This is a genomic window from Achromobacter sp. Marseille-Q0513 (assembly GCF_018195695.1).
Taxonomy (GTDB): Bacteria; Pseudomonadota; Gammaproteobacteria; order Burkholderiales; family Burkholderiaceae_B; genus Achromobacter.
The window spans coordinates 1-22,389 of the sequence record NZ_JAGTJY010000100.1 but is presented as its reverse complement, the minus strand read 5'-3'; the positions used below and the strand labels follow the sequence as shown (position 1 = coordinate 22,389).

Below are 22,389 nucleotides of genomic sequence, written 5' to 3'. Positions count from 1 at the left end.
GCTCATGGCGGATCCTCAGCGGGCCGGGCCGGCGGACGCCACCGGCGCCACGGCGTCGCTGGTGTCCAGGTTGTCACGGATGATCTTGGCGACCATGGCGTCGATCTCGCCGTGGGCCGGTTCGAACGCGCGGGTGGACCAGGCCGGTTCCTTGCGCTCGGCCTGCGTCAGCGGTTCGCCGTCCTGCTTGCCCACGTCGACTTCCACTTCCATCGACAGGCCCACGCGCAGCGGGTGCTTCTTCAGGTCCTCGGGATCGAGCGTGATGCGCACGGGCACGCGCTGCACCACCTTGATCCAGTTGCCCGTGGCGTTCTGCGCGGGCAGCAGCGCGAAGGCGCTGCCGGTGCCGGCGTCCAGGCCGGCGATCGTGCCGTGGTAGGTCACCGAGGTGCCGTACAGGTCGGCATTCATCTTGACGGGCTGGCCGATGCGCATCTTGCGCAGCTGGCCTTCCTTGAAGTTGGCTTCCACCCACACCTGGTCCAGCGGCACCACCGTCATCAGCGCGGCGCCGGGGGCGACGCGCTGGCCGACCTGGGCGCTGCGGCGTGCCACCACGCCGCCGACCGGCGCGGGCAGCACGGTGCGCGATTGCGCAAGCCAGGCATTGCGCAGGCCGGCGACGGCCTGCTGCACGTCCGGGGGCCCGGCCACGTCGGTGCCCTGGGTCAGCGCCTGGTGGGTGGCGAGCTTGGCGCGCGCGGCGGCCAGCGCCGCCTTGGCCTGGGTCAGGCCGGATTGCGCGGACTTCAGCGCGGCTTCGGCGTGCAGGATTTCCTCGCCGCTGACGCCGCCGGACTTGGCCAGCTGCTGGCGGCGGCTGACGTCGCTCTGGGCGCGGGCCAGCTCGGCCTGGGCGCGCACGATGTCGGCGCTGCGCAGGTCGACGTCGGCGGCCAGCGCATCGTTCTGCACGTAATAGGTGCGGACCTGGCGCACGGTCTGGGCCAGCTTGGCCTGGGCCTGTTGCAGCGCCACGTCGGTGTCGGCGGAATCCAGGCGCACCAGCGGCTGGCCGGCGGCCACGGTCTCGGTGTCGTCAGCCTCGATGGCGATGATGGTGCCGGGCACCTGCGGCGTGATCTGCACCAGATTGCCGTGCACGTAGGCGTCGTCGGTGTTTTCGAAATGGGCGCCGAACAGGGCCCACCAGATGCCGTAGGCGATGGCGATGAGCACGAAAGCGCCGGTCGCGAGCAGCAGCAGGCGTTTGCGGGCGGGATTGGTAGCGGGAGCGTTCATGACGTCTGAATCCGGGTCGGGCAGTGAGTGGTGGCGCCGGCGGGCGCGGGCTGGGCGTCAGGGGCGGCGGGCGCGGCGGGCGTGTAGCCGCCGCCCAATGCGTAGGCCAGGTCGGCGTCCAGCTGGTAGGCGCGGATGCGCAGGTCGGTGTCGAGGCGGGCCTGGGTCAGCACGCCCGTTTGCGCGATCAGCACCGACAGGTAATTGCCCATGCCGGCCTTGTAGCGCTTGACGGCCAGGTCGTAGGCCGCGTCGATGGCGGCGCGCGCCTGGCGCTGTTCGCCCCGTTCCTGCTCCAGCAGGCGCAGGCCGTCGAGCGCATCGGCCACCTGGCGCACGGCGTCCAGCACGGACTGGTTGTAGTCCGAGACCGCCAGGTCCGCGTCCGCGCGGCGGCCCGCCAGGTTGGCGTTGAGCGCGCCGCCGTGGAAGATCGGCAGCGAGATCGCCGGACCGATGCCGGCCATGCGCGAGGCCGCGTCCAGCAGGTTGCCGGTGCCCATGGCCTGGAAGCCGGCGAAGGCGGTCAGGTTGATGTTCGGATAGAACTCGGCCTTGGCGGTGTCGATGGCGTGACGCGCGGCTTCGGCGCGCCAGCGCGCGGCCACCACGTCGGGACGACGGCCCAGCAGGTCCAGCGGCACGCTGGCAGGCACGCCGCCGGCCGGCGCGACTAGCGCCGTCTCGGTCAGCGACTGGCCGCGCTGCGGGCCGGCGCCGGCCAGCGCCGCGACCTGGTTGCGCAGCTGCGCCAGCGTGGTCTCGACTTGCGTCAGTTCAACCTTGCCCGCGGCCAGCGATGATTCCGCCTGCTTGACCTCGACCTGCGTGTCCAGGCCGGCCGAGTAGCGGCCGCGCGTCAGTTCGAGCACGTCGGCGCGCTGCGCCAGCACGCGCTTGAGCACGCTGCGCTGGGCGAAGCCGTTCTGCAGATTGAGGTAGGCGCGCACGACGGCGCTGGCGAGCAGGTTGCGCGCGGCCTGCGCATCGGCCGCCGCGGCCGCCTGCTGCGAGACCGCTGACTTCAGGCGCGAGCGGTTCTTGCCCCAGAGGTCCAGTTCATAGCTGAAATCCAGCGCCAGCCGGTTGTCACTGACCACCGAGCCGCCCAGCGGGGCAGGATAGATGTACTGCTTGGACAGGTGCTCGCGGTTCAGCGTGTAGTTGGCGTCCACCTTGGGCAGCAGCGACGAGCGCGCCGTGCTGACGGCGGCATTGGCCTGGGCCAGGCGGGCCTGGGCGGAACTCATCGACGGGCTGTTGGCCAGCGCTTCATCCACGAGGGCGTCGAGCTGGCTGTCGCCGTAGCGCTGCCACCAGTGGTCGGCGGGCCAAAGCGCATTCTGGCCGGTGAGTCCCAGCTTGGTCGCGTCCAGCGCCGGCACGGGTTCGGGGCCGGGTTCCATCAGCGCGCAGCCGCTCAGGGCGAGCGCTAAAGCGGTAGTGAGAAGGCGTTTCATCCTGACGGTTTGCTGAAAGTAATTGATTAATCTGTATTTGCCTAGGCAGATATTATGCCAAAGAAAACCCGCCTGAGCGGGGATGCGCGTGTGCGTCAGCGCTCGGGCGCGCTGCTACAGGCCGAGCCGTTGGCCAGCATGCGCATCATGAAGTGCTTGAGTTGCTGCACCTCGTCGGCGCTGAAGCCGCGCAGGTGATGATTCAGCACGCGGGCGATGTTGTTCGGAATCTCGCGCGCCTTGGTTTCACCCAGCTCGGTGAGTTCGAGCTTGACCACGCGGCGGTCGGTCTGGCTGCGGTTGCGCCGCAGCAGGCCCTTGGCTTCCAGGCGATCCAGCGTGCGCGTCATGGCGCCGGTGTCCGTGCCGGTCAGCCGCGCCAGCTCGGCGGGCGTGTCGGCGCGGCCGCGATACAGCATGGCGACGGGACGCCATTGCATGGCGGTCAGGTCCAGCGGCGCCATTTCCTGATCCAGCATGCGGTTCAGCGAGGAAGAGACCAGCTTGATCAGGTAGCCGGCGTTGTCTTCCGTCATGCAACTGTCGTTGCCGCGATAGTGGACGACGGCGTCGGGATTGGGTGTTTCGGCATTCATGAGGCCGAATTTTACTGCCTAGTCAGTTATTGTCAAGGCTGTTACTGTGCGGTAGGTTCCGAGGCCGCGGCCGCCTTGCGCAGGCCGGACCAGACGATGGCCGTCACGATCAGCGCGGCGCCGGCCAGCATGCGCGGCGTGGGCTGCTGGCTGAACAGCGCCCACGCGAAGGCGATGGCGTAGACCGGCTCCAGCGCGATGACCAGCCCGGCGCTGCGGGCGTTGAGACGGGTCAGGCTGGACACGAACAGGTAGTGCGACAGCCCGGTGCAGAACACGCCCAGCAGCGCCAGCCAGAGCCAGTCCACCGCGGCGACCGAGGGCAGTTGCGCCGCCGCGAAGGGCAGCATCACCAGGGCCACCACCAGGTTCTGCCAGCAGGCGACCTGCATCGGATCCATGCCGGAGGCTGAACGGCGGTTGCTCAGGGCCAGCAGGGCGAAGGTCAGGCCGGACAGCAGGCCCCAGGCCAGGCCGACGGTGCCCTGGTCGGCCAGGTCGAAGGACGGCGTCACCAGCACCAGGCCGGCGGTGACCAGGCCCAGCAGCAACCATTCGGCCAGCCGCACGCGCTCGCGGAAGATCAGGCCCTCGAACAGGGTGATGAAGGCGGGGAAGCTGGCGAAGCCCAGCGTGGCGATGGCGATGCCGCCGACCTTGACCGAGACGAAGAAGGTCACCCAGTGGGCGGCCAGCAAGGCGCCGGAGATCACCAGCACGAACAGCTGCGCCGGCGTCAGCGCGCCCAGCAGCGGGCGGCGGCGCATGCGGGCGAACAGGCCCAGCGCGGCGACGGCGAAGACGGCGCGGCCCATGGTGATGACCACGGCGCCGGCCTGGATCAGTTCGCCGAAGACGCCGGTCAGGCCGAACAGCACGGCGGCGATGTGGATGTAAGTCAGGGCGCGTTGTCGGGTCATGCTGCGAGGGAAGGGGCGTTGCGGAAAAGATGAATGCACAGGCAGGGCGCGCGGAAGGGCGCGCGCTGAAACTAAAATCATCGCATGAATCGCCTTGCCCGTTTTTTGCCCCTGAGCCATCCGTCCAGCCGCGCGGCGGGATATTGCCTGGCGACGCTGGGCGCCGTGCTGTTCTCGGCCAAGGCGATCGTCGTCAAGTTCACCTATCGCTACGGCATCGACGCGGTCACGCTGATCGCGTTCCGCATGCTGTTCGCCATGCCGTTCTTCGCCGCCGTGGCCTGGCACCAGTCGCGCCGCGCCGCCCGTGGCGAGATCCCCGCCCTGAGCGCCCGGGAGCGCCTGCAGGTCTGCGTGCTGGGCCTGATCGGCTATTACCTGTCCAGCTTCCTGGATTTCCTCGGGCTGCGCTATATCACCGCCAGCCTGGAGCGCCTGATCCTGTTCCTGTCGCCGTCGCTGGTGGTGCTGATGTCGGCCTTCTGGCTCAAGCGGCCGGTGGCGCGCCGCCAGTGGCTGGCCATGGCCTTGTCCTATGCCGGCGTGGTGCTGGTGTTTGCCCACGATCTGAGCTTTGGCGGGGGCGGCGAGGTGCTGTTAGGGTCTTTGTTCGTTTTCGCCTCGGCGACAAGCTATTCTGTGTACCTCATCTGTTCCGGGGAACTGATCAAGCGGGTCGGCGCGACGCGGCTGGTGGCCTATGCCATGCTGGTGTCCTGCGTGGCCTGCATCGCGCAGTTCTTCGCGGTGCATCCCGCTACGATGCTGCTCCAGCCCGCCGGGGTCTACGGCTATTCGCTGATCCATGCGACGCTCAATACCGTGGTGCCGGTGTTCATGCTGATGTGGGCAGTGGCGCGCATCGGCGCCCCGACCGCCTCGTTGCTGGGCATGGTCGGCCCGGTGTCGGTGCTGTTCCTGGCGGCCTGGTTCCTGGACGAGCCGATCACCGCGTGGCAGATGGCGGGCACCGCCCTGGTGCTGGCCGGCGTGCTGGTGCTGACGGCCGGCGCCAGGCCCGCGCGCTGAATACCGATTTTCGTTTTATCCGCGTTATTCCCTCACGCATCACTCGCATGAAAGGAGGCCAGCATGGCCAGCAATCTCGTCAAGGCAATTCGTATCGAGCAGCATGGCGGTCCCGAGGTCCTGAAGCTCGCCGAGGTGGAAGTGCCGCCGCCGGCCGCCAATGAAGTCACCATCCGCCAGCACGCCGCCGGCCTGAACTTCATCGATATCTATTTCCGCACGGGCTTGTATCCGCATCCGCTGCCGCACGGCCTGGGTTTCGAGGCGGCCGGCGAAGTCACCGCCGTCGGCGCCGACGTCAAGCACCTGAAGAAGGGCGACCGCGTCGCCTACGGCCAGAGCCCGATCGGCGCCTACGCGCAGTCGCGCAATGTGCCGGCCAACCAGGTCGTCAAGGTGCCCAAGGGCATCGGTTTCGACGAGGCCGCCGCGCTGATGCTCAAGGGCCTGACGGTGCAGTACCTGTTCCGCCAGACCTACCGCCTGCAGGGCGGCGAGACCATCCTGTTCCATGCCGCCGCCGGCGGCGTGGGCCTGATCGCCTGCCAATGGGCCAAGGCGCTGGGCGTGAAGCTGATCGGCACGGTCTCCAGCCCCGAGAAGGCCGAGCTGGCGCGCGCCAACGGCGCCTGGGAAACCATCGACTACTCGCGCGAGAACGTGGCCGAGCGCGTGCTTGAGCTGACCGGCGGCAAGAAGGTGCCGGTGGTGTACGACGGCGTGGGCAAGGACACCTGGGAAACCTCGCTCGACTGCATCGAGCCGCGCGGCCTGATGGTCAGCTTTGGCAATGCCTCGGGCCCCGTGTCGGGCGTGAACCTGGCGGTACTGAACCAGAAGGGCAGCCTGTACGTCACGCGTCCGTCGCTGGGCGTGCACGTGAACACGCTGGAAAAGCTGCAGGCCGCGTCCGACGAGCTGTTCGGCCTGGTGCTGAAGAAGAAGATCAAGGTCCGCATCGACCAGCGCTACGGCCTGGAGCAGGCGGGCGAGGCGCAGACCGCGCTGGCGGCGCGCAAGACCACCGGCGCGACCGTGCTGATGCTGGACTGATCGACCACGGCGCGGGCGGCGCTCCCTGGCGGGCGCCGAGCCACGATCCGGCCCGGATGCTTTCGCGGCGTCCGGGCCGCTTCCTTTTGCGGCCTGTGCGCAGAATGACAAATCCCCATGCACGCGCCGACAAGTGTCCGCCGGACGCCGGCGCTATCCTGGCCTCCACCTATCCGTTGGAGCGCCAGCATGCCGTCCACCCTCACTCCGTCCGCCGCCGAACGTCCCGAACTGGGCGCCATCCGCGAGCACATGCTCATCGACGGCCAGCCCGTGCGGTCGGGGCAGGGCGAGTCCATCGCGGTCCATGATCCGGCCACCGGCGAGATCATCGCGCGCGTGCCGGACGCCGGCGCCGCCGAGATAGACCAGGCGGTGCGCTCGGCGCGGCGCGCGTTCGAATCCGGCCCCTGGCGCGACATGCTGCCGGCCGGGCGCGAGCGCCTGCTGCTGGCGCTGGCCGATCTGGTCGAGCGCCACGGCGCCGAGCTGGCGCGCCTGGAAACGCTGAACAACGGCAAGCTGCTGGGCGTGGCCCAGGGGCTGGAGGTCGGCGCGGGCGCGCAATGGCTGCGCTACATGGCCGGCTGGGCCACCAAGATCACGGGCGAGACGCTGTCGCTGTCGATACCCTTTCCGCCGGGAACCCAGTACAGCGCCTACACGCTGCCGCAGGCGGTGGGCGTGGTTGGCGCCATCATTCCCTGGAACTTCCCGCTGCTGATGGCGATCTGGAAGATCGCGCCGGCGCTGGCGGCCGGCTGCACCGTGGTGCTCAAGCCCGCCGAGGAAACGCCGCTGACCGCATTGCGCCTGGGTGAACTGGTGCTGGAAGCCGGCTTTCCACCCGGCGTGGTCAACGTGGTCACCGGCCGGGGCGAAACCGCCGGCGCCGCGCTGGTCGCGCATCCGGGCGTGGACAAGATCGCCTTCACCGGCTCCACCGAGGTCGGCAAGCTGATCGGCCGCGCCGCCGTCGACGACATGAAGCGCGTGTCGCTGGAACTGGGCGGCAAGTCGCCGGTGATCGTGCTGGACGACTGCGATGTCGATCGCGCGGTGCAGGGCGCGGCGGCCGCAATCTTCTTCAACCAGGGCCAGGTCTGCACCGCCGGCTCGCGCCTGTACGTGCAGCGCGGCCTGTACCAGAAGGTGGCGCAGGGGCTGGCCGACGTGGCCGCCAGCATGAAGCTGGGCTCGGGCTTCGACGCCGACACGCAGGTCGGTCCGCTGGTATCTGCGCGGCACCAGCAGCGCGTGCTGGACTACATCGGCCTGGGCCGCGCCGAAGGCGGCCGCGTCATGGCGGGCGGCGAGGCCGGCGCGGGCGCGGGCTATTTCGTGCGGCCCACGGTGTTCGCCGACGTCCGGCCCGATGCCCGCATCGTACGCGAGGAGATCTTCGGCCCGGTGGTGGTGGCCCAGCCCTTCGACACGCTGGACGACGCGGTGCGCCTGGCCAACGACAGCGTGTTCGGCCTGGGCGCCAGCATCTGGAGCAACGACCTGTCGCGCGTGCAGCGCCTGATCCCGCGCATCGCGGCGGGCACGGTCTGGGTCAACACGCACAACATGCTGGATCCGAACATGCCGTTCGGAGGTTTCAAACAGTCGGGCATCGGCCGTGAACACGGCCGCGCCGTGATGGACATGTACCTGGAGAAGAAGTCGGTTTGCATCGCTTACTAGGCTAGAACACCAAAAACGGCGCGCGCGGATCAGACCGGGACACAACGGCGGCCGCGCCGGCGTCGACAACCAAGGGGAAGTGCATGGCAGGCAAGATCGGTTTCCGGTCTCGCGCAGGGGCGGCGTTCGCGCTGGCCTGTGCCGGGGCCTTGCAGGCGGCGTGGGCGGGAGACCCCAGCGCGCGCGATTGGATACCCGCGCCGGTGGGGACGAACATCATCGCCGGCTACATGGCGGGGTTGCGTTCGTCCGGCGTGTACACGGCGGGCAAGCGCGCGGACGGCGTGTCGGTGGACGTGGACATGCTGATCTACCGCCAGATGCACTACCGCGATTTCTACGGCAAGACCGTGCAGCTGGAATTCATCGTGCCGATGAGCCGGACCACGCAGGAAGCGCCCGGCGCGCCGCGCGACCGCAAGTCCGGCATCGGCGACGTGACGCTGGGGTCGGCCATCTGGCTCTACAACAACGACCAGACCAAGACCTGGTTCGCGTGGGAGCCCTTCATCACGGTGCCGGTGGGCCGCTATGACGGCTCGCGTCCGGACGTGTCGCCGGGCAAGAACCGCTGGTCGACGGTGCAGGATTTTTCCTTCGTGCAGGGCGTGGGCGAGTCCACTTTCCTGGAAGCCATCGCCGAGGTCGAGATCTACGGCCGCAATACCGACTGGTTCGGCCAGACCCTGAAGAAGGATCCGTCGCTGCGCCTGTTCGCGCTGGCCTCGACCAACCTGACCGAGAACACCTACACCGGCGTGCGCTACCGCTACGAGACCGGCGGGCGCGAGCGTTCCGGCGGCCAGACGGTGACCAGCCGCGCGCGCAATCACCAGCTGGCGCTGGAGCTGACGCACCAGATCAATCCGTCGAACCAGATTCAGCTGCAGTACATCCACGACCTCAAGGTCGAGAACGGGCCGCGCATGCGCGGCGTGCAGATGCGCTATGTCTACGCATTCTAGGAACAGGATCATGAAAGGAGACAGACAATGAGTGCGCTACGTGCAAGAACACGCGCCGCGCGGGCGGGAGGCTGGGCGCTGTGCGCCGCGCTGGCCGCCGCCGCCGGCGCGTCCTGGGCGGACCTGCCCGTGGAGGAATTAAAGGGCGGCACCCGCCTGCCGCCGGCCACGCCGCATCGCCTGTACGTCATGGACGCGGCCTTCAACCACCTGGTGGACAGCCGCGTCAACCTCTACGACGGCGACAGCCTGAAGTTCCTGGGCTTGGTGCCCACGTCCTTCAATGGCCACATGACGGTGTCGAACGACGGCAAGGACATCTATGTGATGACGTCCTACTACGAACGCCTGAACCGCGGCAAGCGCATCGACGTGGTCGAGGCCTGGGACGCCGAGGCGCTGACGCCGAAGTACGAGGTGGCCATTCCCGAGAAGCGCGCCCAGGCCCTGAACTACCGCAACTACCTGCGCCAGAGCACCGACGGCGGCCTGCTGTTCGTGCAGAACGCCACGCCGGCGACCTCGGTGACGGTGGTGGACCTGAAGACGCGCAAGTTCACCGACGAGGTCACGGCCACGGCCGGCTGCTGGAGCATCATCGTGCCGCCGTCGCGGCCGCGCGGCTTCGCCAGCATCTGCGGCGACGGCGCGCTGCTGACCGTGGACCTGGACGACAGCGGCAAGCCGGCAGGCCAGCAGCGCAGCAAGCCGCTGTTCGACGTGGAGAAGGATCCGATCTTCACGCACACCGAGAACGTCGGCGATACCTTCTACTTCGTGTCCTACCAGGGCAATGTGTACAGCGCCGACATCGGCGCCAAGGACGTGACCCTGGGCGAGTCCTGGTCGCTGCTGGACAAGTCCGGCAAGGATCGCGGCTGGCGTCCGGGCGGCTACAACGTGCTGGCGGTGAACCGGGCCAACAAGCGCCTGTACGTGGGCATGCACCCGAACGGCACCGAGGGCACGCACAAGACGCCCGCCGCCGAGATCTGGGTCTACGACCTGGCCACGCGCAAGCGCGTGGCGCGCATTCCGGGCCAGGGCGCGCTGTCCATGTCGGTGTCGCAGGACGACAAGCCCCGGCTCTTCACCATCGATGGCGGCAACGTCAATGTCTACGACGCTGCGCCGGCCGCGCCGGTGCTCAAGGGCACCATCAAGGGCGCGGGCGAGACGGCGCTGCAGGTTGAGCCGCAGCCCTGGCCGGGAGCGGCGAAATGACCGACCCCGTGCTCTTCTACTCGGCCAGCGCGGCGCTGGCCTGCGTGCTGCTGCTGGGCGCGCTGGACAAGTTCCGCGACCTGCCCGGCTTTGCCGCCGCCGTGTCGGCCTACGAAATCCTGCCGGCTGGCATCGGCGTGCCGTTCGCGCTGCTGTTCGCCCTGGCGGAAGTCGCGGCGGGCGCGCTGCTGCTGACGCCCGCGTGGCAGCCGGCGGGCGCGGGCCTGGCGTTGCTGGTGCTGGCCATGGCCACGGCCGGGCTGGCGTTCAACCTGGCGCGCGGCCGCCGCGACATGGACTGCGGCTGCTCCGGCCCGATGTCGCGCCGGCCCGGCGCGCGCGGCACCGGACTGTCCTGGTGGCTGGTGGCGCGCAACGTGGCGCTGGCGGCCTGGACCGCGCCGGTGCTGGCGGCCAGCGCCGCCGGCCTGTCGCGCGGCCTGCTGTGGACGGACGCCGCGTCGGTGTTCGGCCTGGCCGCGAGCGCCGTCGCCCTGTACTTCACGGCCAACCACCTGTTGGCTTCGCATCTCAAGCTGCAAGCAATCTGAAGGGAGCGTCACATGGATGCCTTGATCATTTCCAATTTCCTGCTGTGGGGCGTGCTGCTGTGCCTGGTGCTCGTCATCCTGGCCCTGTCGCGCCAGATCGGCGTGCTGTATGAACGCGTCGCGCCGATGGGCGCGCTGACCATGGACCGCGGCCCGGCCGTGGGCGAGGCCGCGCCGCGCTTCGACATCAACGACCTGCTGGGCCGTCCGGTCGCGGTGGGTGGCGGCGGCGCGCAGAGCCAGCTGCTGTTCTTCCTGTCGCCGTCGTGCCCGGTGTGCAAGAAGCTGCTGCCCATCCTGAAGTCGGTGGCCGGCACCGAGCACGCGTGGCTGCGCATCGTGCTGGCCAGCGACGGCGAGATGCCGGAGCACCTGGCGTTCTACCGCCAGGCGGGGCTGGAGCGCTTCCCGTACCTGCTGTCCACCGAGCTGGGCATGAAGTTCCAGATCAGCAAGCTGCCCTACGCGGTGCTGATCGACGAGTCGGGCACGATCCGCGCCAAGGGCCTGGTCAATTCCCGCGAACAGCTGGAAAGCCTTTTCACCGCCAAGGAACTGGGCGTGGCGTCGGTGCAGGAATTCCTGGCCACCGGCGCGACCCTGGACGAGACCCGCATTTCGCGCAAGGAGAACCGCAATGCACTGGCTGGATAAGCTTGGGGAGCGCGCCGCGCGCTCCGTCGCCCACGCCACCTCGCGGCGCAGCGTGCTCAACCGCATCGGCCGCCTGTTCGTCGGCGCCGCCTTTATCATGCCGGTGCTGCCGGTGGCGCGCGCGGCGCCAGCCGCTGCCGCCAAGAAGCCGCAGACCGACGAGACCGCCTGCGACTACTGGCGCTCCTGCGCGGTGGACGGCTTCCTGTGCTCCTGCTGCGGCGGCAGCATGACGTCCTGCCCGCCGGGCCCCTCGCCGTCGGCCGTGTCCTGGGTCGGCACCTGCCACAATCCGCTGGACGGCAAGGACTACCTGATCAGCTACAACGACTGCTGCGGCAAGACCGCCTGCGGCAAGTGCATGTGCGCGGCGGCCGAGCGCGAGCGTCCGGGCTATCAGATGTTCCTGCACAACGATGTGAACTGGTGCATGTCGAACGAGTCGTCCATCTTCCACTGCACCACGTCGGTGATCGTGGGCCTGGCCAAGCCCAAGCCATGAACGGGACCAGGCGTTTCGTCGGGGGGCCGCGCCGGCACGCGGCGATCCTGGCGCTCGCCTTGCTGGCGCCGCTGGCGGCCTGGTCGCAGGACCGGGCCGCCGGCGGCGAGGCCACGCTGCGCGCGGCGGCGCGCGCGGACTATGTGCTGCAATGCGCCGGCTGCCATCGCGTGGACGGGCGCGGCAGCACGCGCCACGGCATACCGGACTTCCGCGATTCGGTCGGCCACTTCACGCGGCTGCCGGCCGGGCGCGAATACCTGATCCGCGTGCCTGGCGCGGCGCAGTCGCAGTTGAGCGACGCGGACCTGGCGGCGGTGTTGAACTGGGTGCTGGCTTCGTTCAGCCCGGCGCAGCTGCCGGCGGACTTCCAGCCCTACACGCAGGCCGAGGTCGCCGCCGCGCGGCCGCGTCGCTACGACGACGTGGTGCCGGTGCGGCACGCGCTGGGCCGGGAACTGGCGGAGCGCGGATTCCCGCTGTCCGAGTATTCCTATGGCAGTCATCGGCAGCCCTGAGCGCGCGCGGTTCGGCATCGGGCGGTAGCGAAGCGCTTTCCATGGCTGGCAGGCCATAGGGGTTGTCACCGATACTCGGGGGCGATCTCGGGTGCTAGAAAGAGTTCAAAAGAGACCGTGAAGCCGGAGCCGTCATGTCCCACACCCTGTTGCGCAGCGCGCCCAAGCAATTCCTGGATTGCGCCAGCTGGAAGGAGAGCATCAGCAGCGCCTTCGTGCCGCTCGATGTGTCCGCGCTGCACCCTGGGCGCTTTCGCAGCAGCGTGGCCGATGACGAGCTGGCCTGGCTGCGCGTGAGCGAGCTGCATACCAGCGCGCAGCGCGTCAGCCGCAGCCGGCTGCAGGCCAACCAGTCCGAGAGCGCCGGCTACAAGGTCACGTTGCAGCTGTCCGGCCGCAGCGAGATCAGGCAGGCGTCGCGGCGCGCGCTGCTGGCGCCGGGCGAGTGGGGCGTGTACGACACCACGCGGCCCTACGAGGTCGACGTGGACGACAACGCGCATTTCCTGGTGATGCAGGTGCCGGGCAGGCAGGTCGAGGCCTGGGAGCCCCATATGCAGAACGCGGTGGCGCGGGTGTTCAGCGCCCGCCAGGGCTGCGGGCGCATGGCGATGGACCTGCTGCGCGTGGCGCTGGGCGAGCATGCCCATCTGTCCGAGAGCGCCGCGCGCGACGCGGCCAATGCCGTGATGCAGATGATGGGGCTGGACATCAGCGAGCGCGCCGGCGGCCGGGCCGACCAGGAGCAGGCCGGGCTGCGCCAGGCGCAACTGCGCCGCGTGCAGCAGCACATCCTGGAGAACCTGCACGATCCCGAGCTCTCGCCAGCCATGGCCGCGGCCGCGTTGCGGGTGTCGCGGCGCTATCTGTACAACCTGTTCGCGCAGGCCTCGACCACGCCGGCGGACTTCATCCTCAGCGCGCGCCTGGAGCGCTGCCGCGACATGCTGTGCGACGCCGCGCAGGCCGCGCGCCAGATCGGCGACATTGCCTTCCGCTACGGCTTTTCCGATGCGGCGCGCTTCAGCCACGCGTTCCGCCACCGCTACGGCGTGTCGCCTTCCGAGTACCGGCGTCGCGCCGCCGAAAACGCGACGGGGCGCTGAACGCGCCCCGTGGTGTTGTCCGCCGACTGCCCGTGCCGGGCCGTTCCTGGCGTTGACCCGTCCTAGAGGTTTTCCTCTTTGAGCAGGTCTTCCTTGCCGTAGAACTTCACGCCGATATGGATGCGCTCGCGGCCCTGCGAGCGGCGGTGGCGGTTGGTGTCGCGCAGCGAATAGACGCAGCCGCAGTATTCCTGCTGGTAGAAGTTCTCGCGCTTGCTGATCTCGATCATGCGCTGCGAGCCGCCGCCCTTGCGCCAGTTGTAGGTCCAGTAGACCAGATCGTCGTAGCGGGCGGCGGCGCGTTCGCCGCAGCCGTTGATCTGGTTCATGTCCTTCCAGCGCGAGATGCCCAGCGAGCTGGTGATGGTGTCGAAGCCGTGCTCGTGCGCGTACAGCGCGGTGCGCTCGAAGCGCATGTCGAAGCAGACCGTGCAGCGCTCGCCGCGCTCGGGGGAGTCTTCCAGGCCCTTGACGCGGTCGAACCAGTTGTCCATGTCGTAGTCGGCGTCGATGAACTCGATGCCGTGCTGCTCGGCGTAGCGGATGTTCTCCTGCTTGCGGATCTCGTACTCTTTGACCGGATGGATGTTCGGGTTGTAGAAGTAGATCGCGTAATCGATGCCGGAGGCCGTCATGGCTTCCATGACCTCGCCGGAACAGGGCGCGCAGCAGGAGTGCATCAGCACCTTGCTGCGGCCGGTGGGCAGATCGAGTTTGGGGCGCACGAGTTCGGACATGGCGGACAAGAAAGGGAAAGACGGCCGGTGAAGCCGGAAAAACCCTTATTTTACGACGAGTTGGCGCAAGGCGGGCCGTTGGCCCGCCTGCCCGGGACGGATCAGCCCAGCACCGTGGTCCAGAGTTCGCGCACGGCGGCCCGCTCGGCCTGCAGCTGGTCGGGCGCGACGCGGGCCTTTTCCACGCCCTGCAGCCGCATCTGGTGCTGCACCCGGCGCAGCGTGCGGTAGGCGTCGCCGGCTTGCAGGGCCAGGTCGGCCGGGATCAGGCCGGCTTCGCCCGCCAGCCGCAGCAGGGCGATATTGCCCAGGTTGCGCACCAGCACCGGGTGGCTGCCCGAATGGCACAGCACCAGGTATTGGGTGACGAACTCCACGTCCACCATGCCGCCCGCGTCGTGCTTCAGATCGAAATTGGGCGTGGAGTTGGGGTGGCCGGCATTGATCTTGCCGCGCATTTCCAGCACTTCCTGGCGCAGCGCCGCCGGATCGCGCGGCTGCACCAGGATGTCGGCGCGGATGCGCTCGAAGCGCTCGCCGACCGCTGCGTCGCCCGCGGCATGGCGGGCGCGGGTCAGGGCCTGGTGCTCCCAGGACCAGGCGTGCTTGCGCTGGTACTGCTCGAAGGCCTCGACCGACACCGCCAGCAGGCCGGCGTCGCCGTCCGGCCGCAGCCGCAGGTCGATTTCGTACAGCCGGCCCGACGAGGTCATGGTGGACAGCCAGGACGTCATGCGCCGGCCCAGCTTGGCGTAGACCTCGGCGGCATCGTCGCGCGGGTCGTCGAACAGGAAAACCAGGTCCAGGTCCGAGGCGTAGCCCAGTTCCTTGCCGCCCAGCTTGCCGTAGGCGATCACGGCGAAACGCGGCTCGGCGCCCGGCTGCCGGTTCACCAGCGGCCAGGCGCGGCGGATGGTTTCGGCCAGCAGCAGGTCGGCCAGGGCGGACAGCTGGTCGGCCAGCTTTTCAACGGTGAGCTCGCCTTCCAGATCCTGCGCCAGCAGCTGGAAGCTGGCCTGGCGCTGCACATCGCGCATCAGGTTCATCTGGCGTTCGATGTCGGGATCGCCGTCGGGCAGGCGGCAGGCGTCCAGGTCGGCGGCGAGCTGGCGCGCGATCTGGCCGAAGTCCAGCGGCTCGAACAGCGTGCGCCAGTCGATCAGGCTGTCGAGCAGCAGCGGGTGCTGGGTCAGGTATTGCGCGGCCCAGGGGCTGGCGGCCACCATGCGGGCCACGCGCGCCAGCGTGTCGGGATATTCGGCCAGCAGGGCCAGGTAGGCGCTGCGCTGGGCGATGGTCTCGATCAGGTCGAACAGCCGCACCGCTGCCTGCAGCGGCGCGGGCGTCTGCCGCGCGGCGCGCAGGGCGGCCGGCAGCAGCGCCTCGACGCGGCGGCGGCTGGCGTCGGGCAGGCTGCGCACGCGGTGGCTGCCCATCAGCGTTTCGGCGCGTCGCAGCAGGTCGTCGGCCTCGTCGCCGAAGGCCTGGCGGATCTGCCCGGCCAGCTCGCACTGTTCGTCGGGTTCTTCCTTGTCGGCCGCATCGGCGGCCGGCGCAGGCTCCTCGGCGTCGCCCATGCCTACCAGGCGGAAGACGTTGCGGAAAGTCTGCGAGACGAAGGCGCGGTGCGCGGCCAGCGTGTCCTCGAATTCGCCAGCCTGCATGCCCAGCGCCGCCGCCAGCGCGGCGCGCAGGGCGGGATCGCCGGGCAGCAGGTGGGTCTGCTCGTCTTCGCGGTATTGCAGCGCGTGCTCGGTGCGGCGCAAGAAGCGGTAGGCGGCCTCCAGCCGCTGCGCGTCGGCCTCGGGCAGCAGCCCGGCGGCGCTTTCGGCGTGCAGCGCTTCGAGCAGGCCGCGGCGCTGCAGGGCCGGCATGCGTCCGCCGCGGATCAGCTGCGCCAGCTGGACCACGAATTCAATCTCGCGGATGCCGCCGTCGCCCAGCTTGATGTTGTTGGCGCTGTCGATGCCGTTGCGCGCGCTGGCGCGGCGCTGCCAGTCCTGGCGGATGCGCTCGCGCAGCGCGCGCAGCGCGGCCAGCGCGTCGAAATCGAAGTACTTGCGGTACACGAAGGGCACGCGCAGGCTTTCCAGCTGCCGCGCCTGCAGGGCGCTGTCGCTGCCCTCGAAGGCGCTGGCGGGCATGAGCCGGGCCTTGAGCCAGGCATAGCGCTCCCATTCGCGGCCCTGGCCGATCAGGTAGTGTTCCAGCGCGTCCAGGCTCCAGGCCAGCGGGCCGGCGTCGCCGTCCGGGCGCAGCCGCAGGTCGGTGCGGAAGACCTGGCCGTTGGCATCCACCTCGGACAGCACCGGCATCATGCGGCGCGTCAGGCGGCCATAGAACTCATGGTGGCTGATGCGGCGCGGCCCGTCGGTCTCGCCTTCCTCGCCATAGAGCATGATGAGGTCGATGTCGGACGACACGTTCAGCTCGCAGCCGCCCAGCTTGCCCATGCCCACGATCAGCATTTCCTGGGGCAGGCCGGTGGCCGGGTCGCGCGGCACGCCGTGCACGGCGGCCAGTTCGGACGCTACGCTGCGATAGGTTTCGGCCACCGCCAGATCGGCCAGCGCCGTCATGGCGCCCACCACTTCCTCCAGCGGCGCCTGGCCGCCCAGGTCGCGCGCGATCAGCGTGCAGAAGACGCGCTCGCGCAGCTTGCGCAGCACCATGCGGCAGGCGTCGACCGCCAGCGGGGCGGCGCCGTCCGTGCCCGCCAGTTCATCGCGCCATTCGGCCAGCCGGGCCGGCGTGACGGGCGCCTGCCGGGCCGTTTCCAGCCAGGCCGCCAGGTCCGGCAGGGCTTCCAGGCGGCGGCGCAGGTGGCCGGACCAGGCCAGGACGGGGGCGAGGGTGGGCGATGGTGTCATGATGAAATAGGCGCAGACTAAAGGACGCGTTTCAGGTATAAGTGGGGACGATACCGCAAGACCCTTACTCCTGCCCACTGATCCGTGTCTGTTCCGAAAAAAGTGCTCCGCGGCCTGTACTGGGGCGCGCTGGCCGTTTATGGCGTCGCCGCCATCGGGTTGCTGGGCCTGCGCTATTGGGTTCTGCCCCGCGTCGACCAGTGGCGGCCCCAGATAGAAGCCTACGCCAGCCAGGCGTTGGGCGCACAGGTTTCGATCGGCGCGCTCAAGGCCAATTGGCAGGGCCTCAATCCCAGGCTGGACCTGGCCTCGGTCCAGGTCCATGACGGCGCAGCCGGCGCCGATGCCGTGCTGACCCTGCCCAAGGTATCCGCGGTGCTGGCCTGGCGCAGCATCCTGACCCTGTCGCCCCGGCTGCTGCAATTGCAGCTCGACCAGCCCGAACTGAGCCTGCGTCGCGACGCGCAGAACCGCCTCTGGGTCGCCGGCATGGCGATCGACCTGAATGACCAGGGCGGCCCCGCGCCCGGGCTGGACCATCCCGCGCTGCGCTGGCTGACCTCGCAGCGCGAATTGCTGATCCACGGCGCCGTCATCCGCTGGCAGGACGAGTTGCGCCAGGCGCCGGAACTGACGCTGCGCGGCGTGGAATTCCTGGCGCGCAACGGCCGGCTGTCGCATCGATTCGCGCTGCGCGCCTCGGCCGACGAGGCGCTGGCCCGGCAGCTGGACCTGCGGGCCGAGTTCAATCGCGGCCTGTTCTCGGGCGACGCGCGCAACCCCGCCAACTGGAGCGGACAGATCTATCTGCAGGCCGACGACCTGGAGCCTTTGGCCTGGTCGCCCTGGCTGCCGGCGCTGCCCGTGGCTGGCCGCCTGAGCGGCCGCGCCTGGCTGCAGCTGGACCACGGCAAGTTCACCGAGCTGACCTCGGACCTGGCCGTGCGCGGCCTGTCCTGGGCGGCGCGCCCGAAGGGGCCGGCGCTGCGCGGCGAGTACGCGCAGTTCCGCGTGCAGGGGCTGCCGGGTGATTTCATCCAGACGGACAGCCTGGCCCTGGCTCGCAGCCCGGGCGCGCCCAACGCCTCGCTCAAGGGTCGCGCCGAACGGTTCCAGCTCACGCTGCCCGACGTCTTCGAACAGCCGACCGTCAAAGTGGGCGAGCTGGACGTGGACGCGCAGATCAAGGGCCCGGATGCGCGCGACTGGTTCGTCGACATCGCCGAGCTGCGGGTCCGCAACGAGGACCTGGACGCGCGCCTGCAAGGCCAGTGGCGCGCCGAGGGCAAGACCGCCGCCGGCAGCGCGGACCTGCGCGGCGTGATGATCCGTGGCGCCATGCCGGCCATCCACCGCTACCTGCCGCTCACGGTCAATCCCGACGCGCGCGAGTGGCTGGCCACCGGCCTGCCGGCGGGCGAAATGCGCTCGGCGGCGATCACGCTGAAAGGCGACCTGGACGATTTCCCTTACGGCGCGCCGGGCGCGCAGGGCGAATTCGTCATCGCCGGCGAGTACGCCGGCGCGATCGTGGACTATGCCCCCGCGCGGCCGCAGCGCAAGGCCTGGCCCAGGCTTGAAAACCTGTCCGGCAATTTCCGTATCGACAAGGTCAGCCTGGCGCTGGACTCGGCGGGCGGCGCGCTCATGCACCCGGCGCCGGGCCAGACGCTGACGCTGGGCTCGGTCAGCGCGGTCATTCCGAACATGGAATTCAATTCCGTGCTGCAGGTCACGGGCAACAGCTCGGGGCCGGTGCCGGCCTATCTGGCCCTGGTGGACAATTCGCCGCTGGGCAAGCTGCTCGATGGCGCGCTGGACGAGGCCCAGGGCACGGGCGACTGGCGCATGCCGATCAAGCTGACGGTGCCGCTGCTCAATACCGACGACACGCAGGTGGACGGCCATATCCAGTTCGCCGACAACAGCTTCACCTTCATGCCGGAAATGCCGCTGCTGACGCAGATGCACGGCGACCTGGAGTTCTCCGAGAAGGGCGTGCAGACCCGCGAGGTCCGCGCCCAGTTCCTGGGCGGGCCCGTGAAGATCTCCGGACGCCTGGCGCAAAGCGGCGACGCGCTGAACTTCGAGGGCACGCTGGCCGGCTCCGGCCTGACGCAGATCAGCAATACCGCGTCGATGTCGCGCTTCTCGGGCAAGGCCGCGTACAAGGGCAAGCTCAGCTACCAGAAGGGCGGCGCGGTCGAGATCTCGGCCGAGTCCGACCTGGCGGGGATGGCGATCGACATGCCGGCGCCGGTGGGCAAGTCCGCGCAGTCCTCGCAGCCGTTGAAGCTGCAATGGGGCTCCGCGCAGGACCAGGGCAGCCGTGGCCGGCGCTGGCTGACGGCCAGCCTGGGCACGACGGTCAACGCGCTGCTCGAGCGCGATCCCGCCAGCAGGTCGGCATCGTATTTCGCGCGCGGCGCGGTCGGCATCAACCGTCCGGCCAGCCTGCCGACCGAAGCGGCGCTGAGCCTGAGCGCCAGCCTGCCGGAACTGGACATGGACGGCTGGGAAAAGGTCGGCGACGGTTTTTCCGTCCAGCCCGGCAAGGGCAAGCCGGCGCCCAAGCCGATCCTGCCGCCGCCCGGCCGCGTCAGCCTGGCCACGGGCGTGTTGCGCACCGGCGGCTATACGCTCAATGACCTGACCCTGTACGCCACCCGTCCGGATCCGGCGCAGTGGCGCGTGGACATCCAGTCGCGCCAGGCGGCTGGTTCGCTGGAATGGCGCGAGGCCTCCGGCGCCATCGCCGGCCAGATCACCGCGCGCCTGAAGCACCTGGCGCTGGGCGGCGAGGACGACGGCAACAAGGCCGACGAGGCCCTGTCCTCGAACAGCGATCTGTCCGACATTCCCGCCATCGATTTGCAGGCCAAGCAGTTCCTGCTCTATGGCAAGAACCTGGGCGAATTGCAGGTGCTGGGCACCAACCTGGAGCGCGGCCGCCGCTGGCGGCTGGACAAGCTGTCCATCGCCAATGACGCCGCCAAGCTCGACGCCAAGGGCGACTGGACGCTGGATGGCGCCAGTCGCGGCCTGACCGTGGACGCCGCGATCAAGTTCGCCAACCTGGGCGGCTTCATGGACCGGATCGGCTTCGAGAAGATGGTGTCGGGCGGGGATGGCTCGATGCAGGGCCGCATGACCTGGCGCAACCTGCCCTGGACCCACAATATCGCCGACATCGACGGCGAGGTGGAGGTCAGTGTCGACAAGGGTCGCTTCATGCACGTGAACTCGCGCACGGCGCGGCTGCTGGAACTGCTGTCGCTGCAATCGCTGCAGCGCCTGGCCAAGCTGGAAGCCAACCCCACCAGCCTGCTGCGCGACGGCTTTCCGTTCGACACCATCCGAGGCCACATGAAGCTGTCCGACGGCGTGTTGCGCACCGACGGCTACAAGGTCAACGGGCCCGTGGCGGCTATCGTGCTGGCCGGCGACGTGAACGTGGTGCAGGAACGCTGGAACCTCAAGGCCGTGGTGATTCCGAACCTGGACGCCAGCGGCGCGGCGGTGGTGACGGCGCTGGCCGTCAATCCGCTGATCGGCCTGGGCGCTTTCGTGACGCAGTGGCTGCTCAAGCATCCGCTGGCGAGCGCGATGACCATGGAGTACGCCGTCACCGGCACCTGGGACGATCCCAAGATCGACCCGCTGGATGGTTCGGGCAAGCCCGTGCCCAAGCAGACGCCGCGTCCGGCGGACTCGCCGGTGCGGCGCCTGGAAGAGTTCATCGAACACTGAGGCGGCGCGGGCCGCGCCGCCGTTCAGGCGCTGCGGATCGCGATGCCGCCGATGGCGCCCGCCGGCGCGCGCCGCCATCGCGCGGGCCCGTCCTCGTGCACGTTGCCGCCCCGCGAGTCCACCGCCACGGTGACGGGCATGTCGACCACGTCGAACTCGTAGATGGCTTCCATGCCCAGGTCCTCGAACGCCACCACGCGCGCGCCTCGGATGGCCTGGGACACCAGATAGGCGGCGCCGCCGACGGCGATCAGGTAGGCGGCGCGATGGCGCCGGATCGCCGCGACAGCCTCGGGTCCGCGTTCGGCCTTGCCCACCATCGCCAGCAGGCCGCCTTGCGCCAGCATCATCTCCGTGTAGCCGTCCATGCGCGTGGACGTGGTGGGCCCGGCGGGGCCGACGGCCTCATTGCGCACCGGGTCCACCGGGCCGACGTAGTAGATGACCCGGCCTGCGAAATCGACGGGCATGGGCTCGCCGCGCGCCAGCAGATCCTGGATGCGCCGGTGCGCGGCATCGCGGCCGGTGAGCATGCGGCCGTTGAGCAGCAGCGTGTCGCCGGCGCGCCATTGCGCGATGTCTTTGCGCGTCAGCGTGTCCAGGTCGACGCGCCGGCCGTCGACGGCGGCCGCCGGCGCCAGGTCCGGCCAGGCCTCGGGCGGCGGCGCCTCGAACCGGGCCGGGCCGCCGCCGTCGAGGGTGAAGCGGACGTGGCGGTTGGCGGCGCAGTTCGGAATCAGCGCGACGGGCTTGGCGGCGGCATGCGTGGGATGGGTCCTGAGCTTGACGTCCAGCACCGTGCTGAGCCCGCCCAGGCCCTGCGCGCCGATGCCCAGCGCGTTGACCCGTTCATGCAGCTCGACGCGCAGGGCCTGTTCCGGCGTCAGCTTGCGGCCGGCCCGCAGCGCGGCGCGCAGCGACAGCATGTCCAGCGGTTCCATCAGGCTTTCCTTGGCCAGCTGCATGGCCTTCTCGGCGGTGCCGCCCACGCCGATGCCCAGGATGCCGGGCGGGCACCAGCCCGCGCCCAGCTCGGGCACCGTGCGCAACACCCAGTCGACTACGCTGTCGCCCGGGTTCAGCATGGCCAGCCGGGCCTTGTTCTCGGAGCCGCCGCCCTTGGCCGCCACAGTGACCGTCAACGTGCCGCCAGGCACGACGCGGGCATGGATGACCGCCGGCGTGTTGTCGCGCGTGTTGGGGCGGCCGAACAGCGGATCGGACACCACCGACGCGCGCAGCGGATTGTCGGGATGGCGGTAGGCTAGGCGCACGCCTTCGTTGACCGCATCCTCCAGGCCGTCGTCGAAGCCGCTCCAGCGCGCGTCCATGCCGACTTCAAGCAGCACGTTGACGATGCCGGTGTCCTGGCAGATGGGGCGCCGGTCCGTCGCGGCCATGCGCGAGTTGAGCAGGATCTGCGTCATCGCATTGCGCGCGGCCGGGCTGGCCTCGCGCGCATGGGCCTCGGCCAGGTGCGCGAGGAAGTCGGCGGGATGGGTATGGCTGATGTGCTGCAG

Annotated in this window: 18 protein-coding genes; 11 read left to right on the top strand and 7 right to left on the bottom strand. The window is 69.6% G+C overall.

Annotation, left to right across the window (positions count from 1 at the left end; genetic code table 11):
• Positions 1-15: 15 nt before the first annotated feature.
• The 4 genes from KDH83_RS19085 to KDH83_RS19070 form a co-directional block, all read right to left on the bottom strand.
• Positions 16-1,245: an efflux RND transporter periplasmic adaptor subunit gene (locus KDH83_RS19085; protein ID WP_212318764.1), complete on the bottom strand. Its 1,230-nt coding sequence runs from the start codon at positions 1,243-1,245 to the stop codon at positions 16-18.
• Positions 1,242-2,705: an efflux transporter outer membrane subunit gene (locus tag KDH83_RS19080; protein WP_212318762.1), complete on the bottom strand. Its 1,464-nt coding sequence runs from the start codon at positions 2,703-2,705 to the stop codon at positions 1,242-1,244. Before KDH83_RS19080 ends, KDH83_RS19085 begins: the two co-directional genes overlap by 4 nt.
• A 95-nt stretch (positions 2,706-2,800) precedes the next feature.
• Positions 2,801-3,241 carry a MarR family transcriptional regulator gene (locus KDH83_RS19075; protein ID WP_249205206.1) on the bottom strand — a complete coding sequence of 147 codons (441 nt, stop codon included), beginning with the start codon at positions 3,239-3,241 and terminating at the stop codon, positions 2,801-2,803.
• Between the two features lie 101 nt (positions 3,242-3,342).
• Positions 3,343-4,221 (bottom strand): DMT family transporter, encoded by an 879-nt coding sequence (locus tag KDH83_RS19070; protein ID WP_212318758.1) that lies wholly within the window; start codon positions 4,219-4,221, stop codon positions 3,343-3,345.
• An 84-nt stretch (positions 4,222-4,305) separates the two neighbouring features.
• On the opposite strand from KDH83_RS19070, the gene KDH83_RS19065 reads away from it, so the two are divergent.
• The 10 genes from KDH83_RS19065 (at position 4,306) to KDH83_RS19020 (ending at position 13,512) form a co-directional block, all read left to right on the top strand.
• On the top strand, positions 4,306-5,250 hold the full coding sequence (locus KDH83_RS19065) for a DMT family transporter (protein WP_212318756.1): 945 nt from the start codon (positions 4,306-4,308) through the stop codon (positions 5,248-5,250).
• Positions 5,251-5,313: 63 nt separating this feature from the next.
• Entirely contained in the window at positions 5,314-6,303 is a 990-nt protein-coding gene (locus KDH83_RS19060; RefSeq protein ID WP_212318754.1) for a quinone oxidoreductase, read from the top strand.
• A gap of 189 nt (positions 6,304-6,492) precedes the next feature.
• Entirely contained in the window at positions 6,493-7,992 is a 1,500-nt protein-coding gene (gene styD / locus KDH83_RS19055) for a phenylacetaldehyde dehydrogenase StyD (RefSeq protein ID WP_212318752.1), read from the top strand.
• Between the two features lie 83 nt (positions 7,993-8,075).
• Positions 8,076-8,957: a transporter gene (locus KDH83_RS19050; RefSeq protein WP_212318750.1), complete on the top strand. Its 882-nt coding sequence runs from the start codon at positions 8,076-8,078 to the stop codon at positions 8,955-8,957.
• A 27-nt stretch (positions 8,958-8,984) separates the two neighbouring features.
• On the top strand, positions 8,985-10,181 hold the full coding sequence (locus KDH83_RS19045) for an amine dehydrogenase large subunit (protein WP_212318748.1): 1,197 nt from the start codon (positions 8,985-8,987) through the stop codon (positions 10,179-10,181).
• Positions 10,178-10,732 (top strand): MauE/DoxX family redox-associated membrane protein, encoded by a 555-nt coding sequence (locus KDH83_RS19040; protein ID WP_212318746.1) that lies wholly within the window; start codon positions 10,178-10,180, stop codon positions 10,730-10,732. Before KDH83_RS19045 ends, KDH83_RS19040 begins: the two co-directional genes overlap by 4 nt.
• 12 nt (positions 10,733-10,744) lie before the next feature.
• On the top strand, positions 10,745-11,386 hold the full coding sequence (gene mauD / locus KDH83_RS19035) for a methylamine dehydrogenase accessory protein MauD (RefSeq protein ID WP_212318744.1): 642 nt from the start codon (positions 10,745-10,747) through the stop codon (positions 11,384-11,386).
• On the top strand, positions 11,370-11,888 hold the full coding sequence (locus KDH83_RS19030) for a methylamine dehydrogenase light chain (protein WP_212318742.1): 519 nt from the start codon (positions 11,370-11,372) through the stop codon (positions 11,886-11,888). The genes mauD and KDH83_RS19030 overlap by 17 nt, the downstream gene beginning before the upstream one ends.
• Positions 11,885-12,406: a cytochrome c gene (locus tag KDH83_RS19025; protein ID WP_249205204.1), complete on the top strand. Its 522-nt coding sequence runs from the start codon at positions 11,885-11,887 to the stop codon at positions 12,404-12,406. Before KDH83_RS19030 ends, KDH83_RS19025 begins: the two co-directional genes overlap by 4 nt.
• Positions 12,407-12,540: 134 nt before the next feature.
• Positions 12,541-13,512 carry a helix-turn-helix domain-containing protein gene (locus tag KDH83_RS19020; protein WP_212318740.1) on the top strand — a complete coding sequence of 324 codons (972 nt, stop codon included), beginning with the start codon at positions 12,541-12,543 and terminating at the stop codon, positions 13,510-13,512.
• A 62-nt stretch (positions 13,513-13,574) separates the two neighbouring features.
• On the opposite strand, the gene KDH83_RS19015 is transcribed toward KDH83_RS19020, so the two are convergent.
• On the bottom strand, positions 13,575-14,249 hold the full coding sequence (locus KDH83_RS19015) for an epoxyqueuosine reductase QueH (protein ID WP_212318738.1): 675 nt from the start codon (positions 14,247-14,249) through the stop codon (positions 13,575-13,577).
• 101 nt (positions 14,250-14,350) lie between these two features.
• The gene (gene glnE / locus KDH83_RS19010; protein WP_212318736.1) at positions 14,351-17,119 is read right to left on the bottom strand and encodes a bifunctional [glutamate--ammonia ligase]-adenylyl-L-tyrosine phosphorylase/[glutamate--ammonia-ligase] adenylyltransferase; all 2,769 of its coding nucleotides are present in this window, start codon (positions 17,117-17,119) and stop codon (positions 14,351-14,353) included.
• Between the two features lie 102 nt (positions 17,120-17,221).
• On the opposite strand from glnE, the gene KDH83_RS19005 reads away from it, so the two are divergent.
• Positions 17,222-20,869 carry a YhdP family protein gene (locus KDH83_RS19005; protein ID WP_212318734.1) on the top strand — a complete coding sequence of 1,216 codons (3,648 nt, stop codon included), beginning with the start codon at positions 17,222-17,224 and terminating at the stop codon, positions 20,867-20,869.
• Positions 20,870-20,892: 23 nt separating this feature from the next.
• Here KDH83_RS19005 and KDH83_RS19000 read toward each other — a convergent pair.
• On the bottom strand, positions 20,893-22,389 hold a 1,497-nt coding region (locus KDH83_RS19000; RefSeq protein WP_212318732.1), incomplete at its 5' end, for a fumarate hydratase.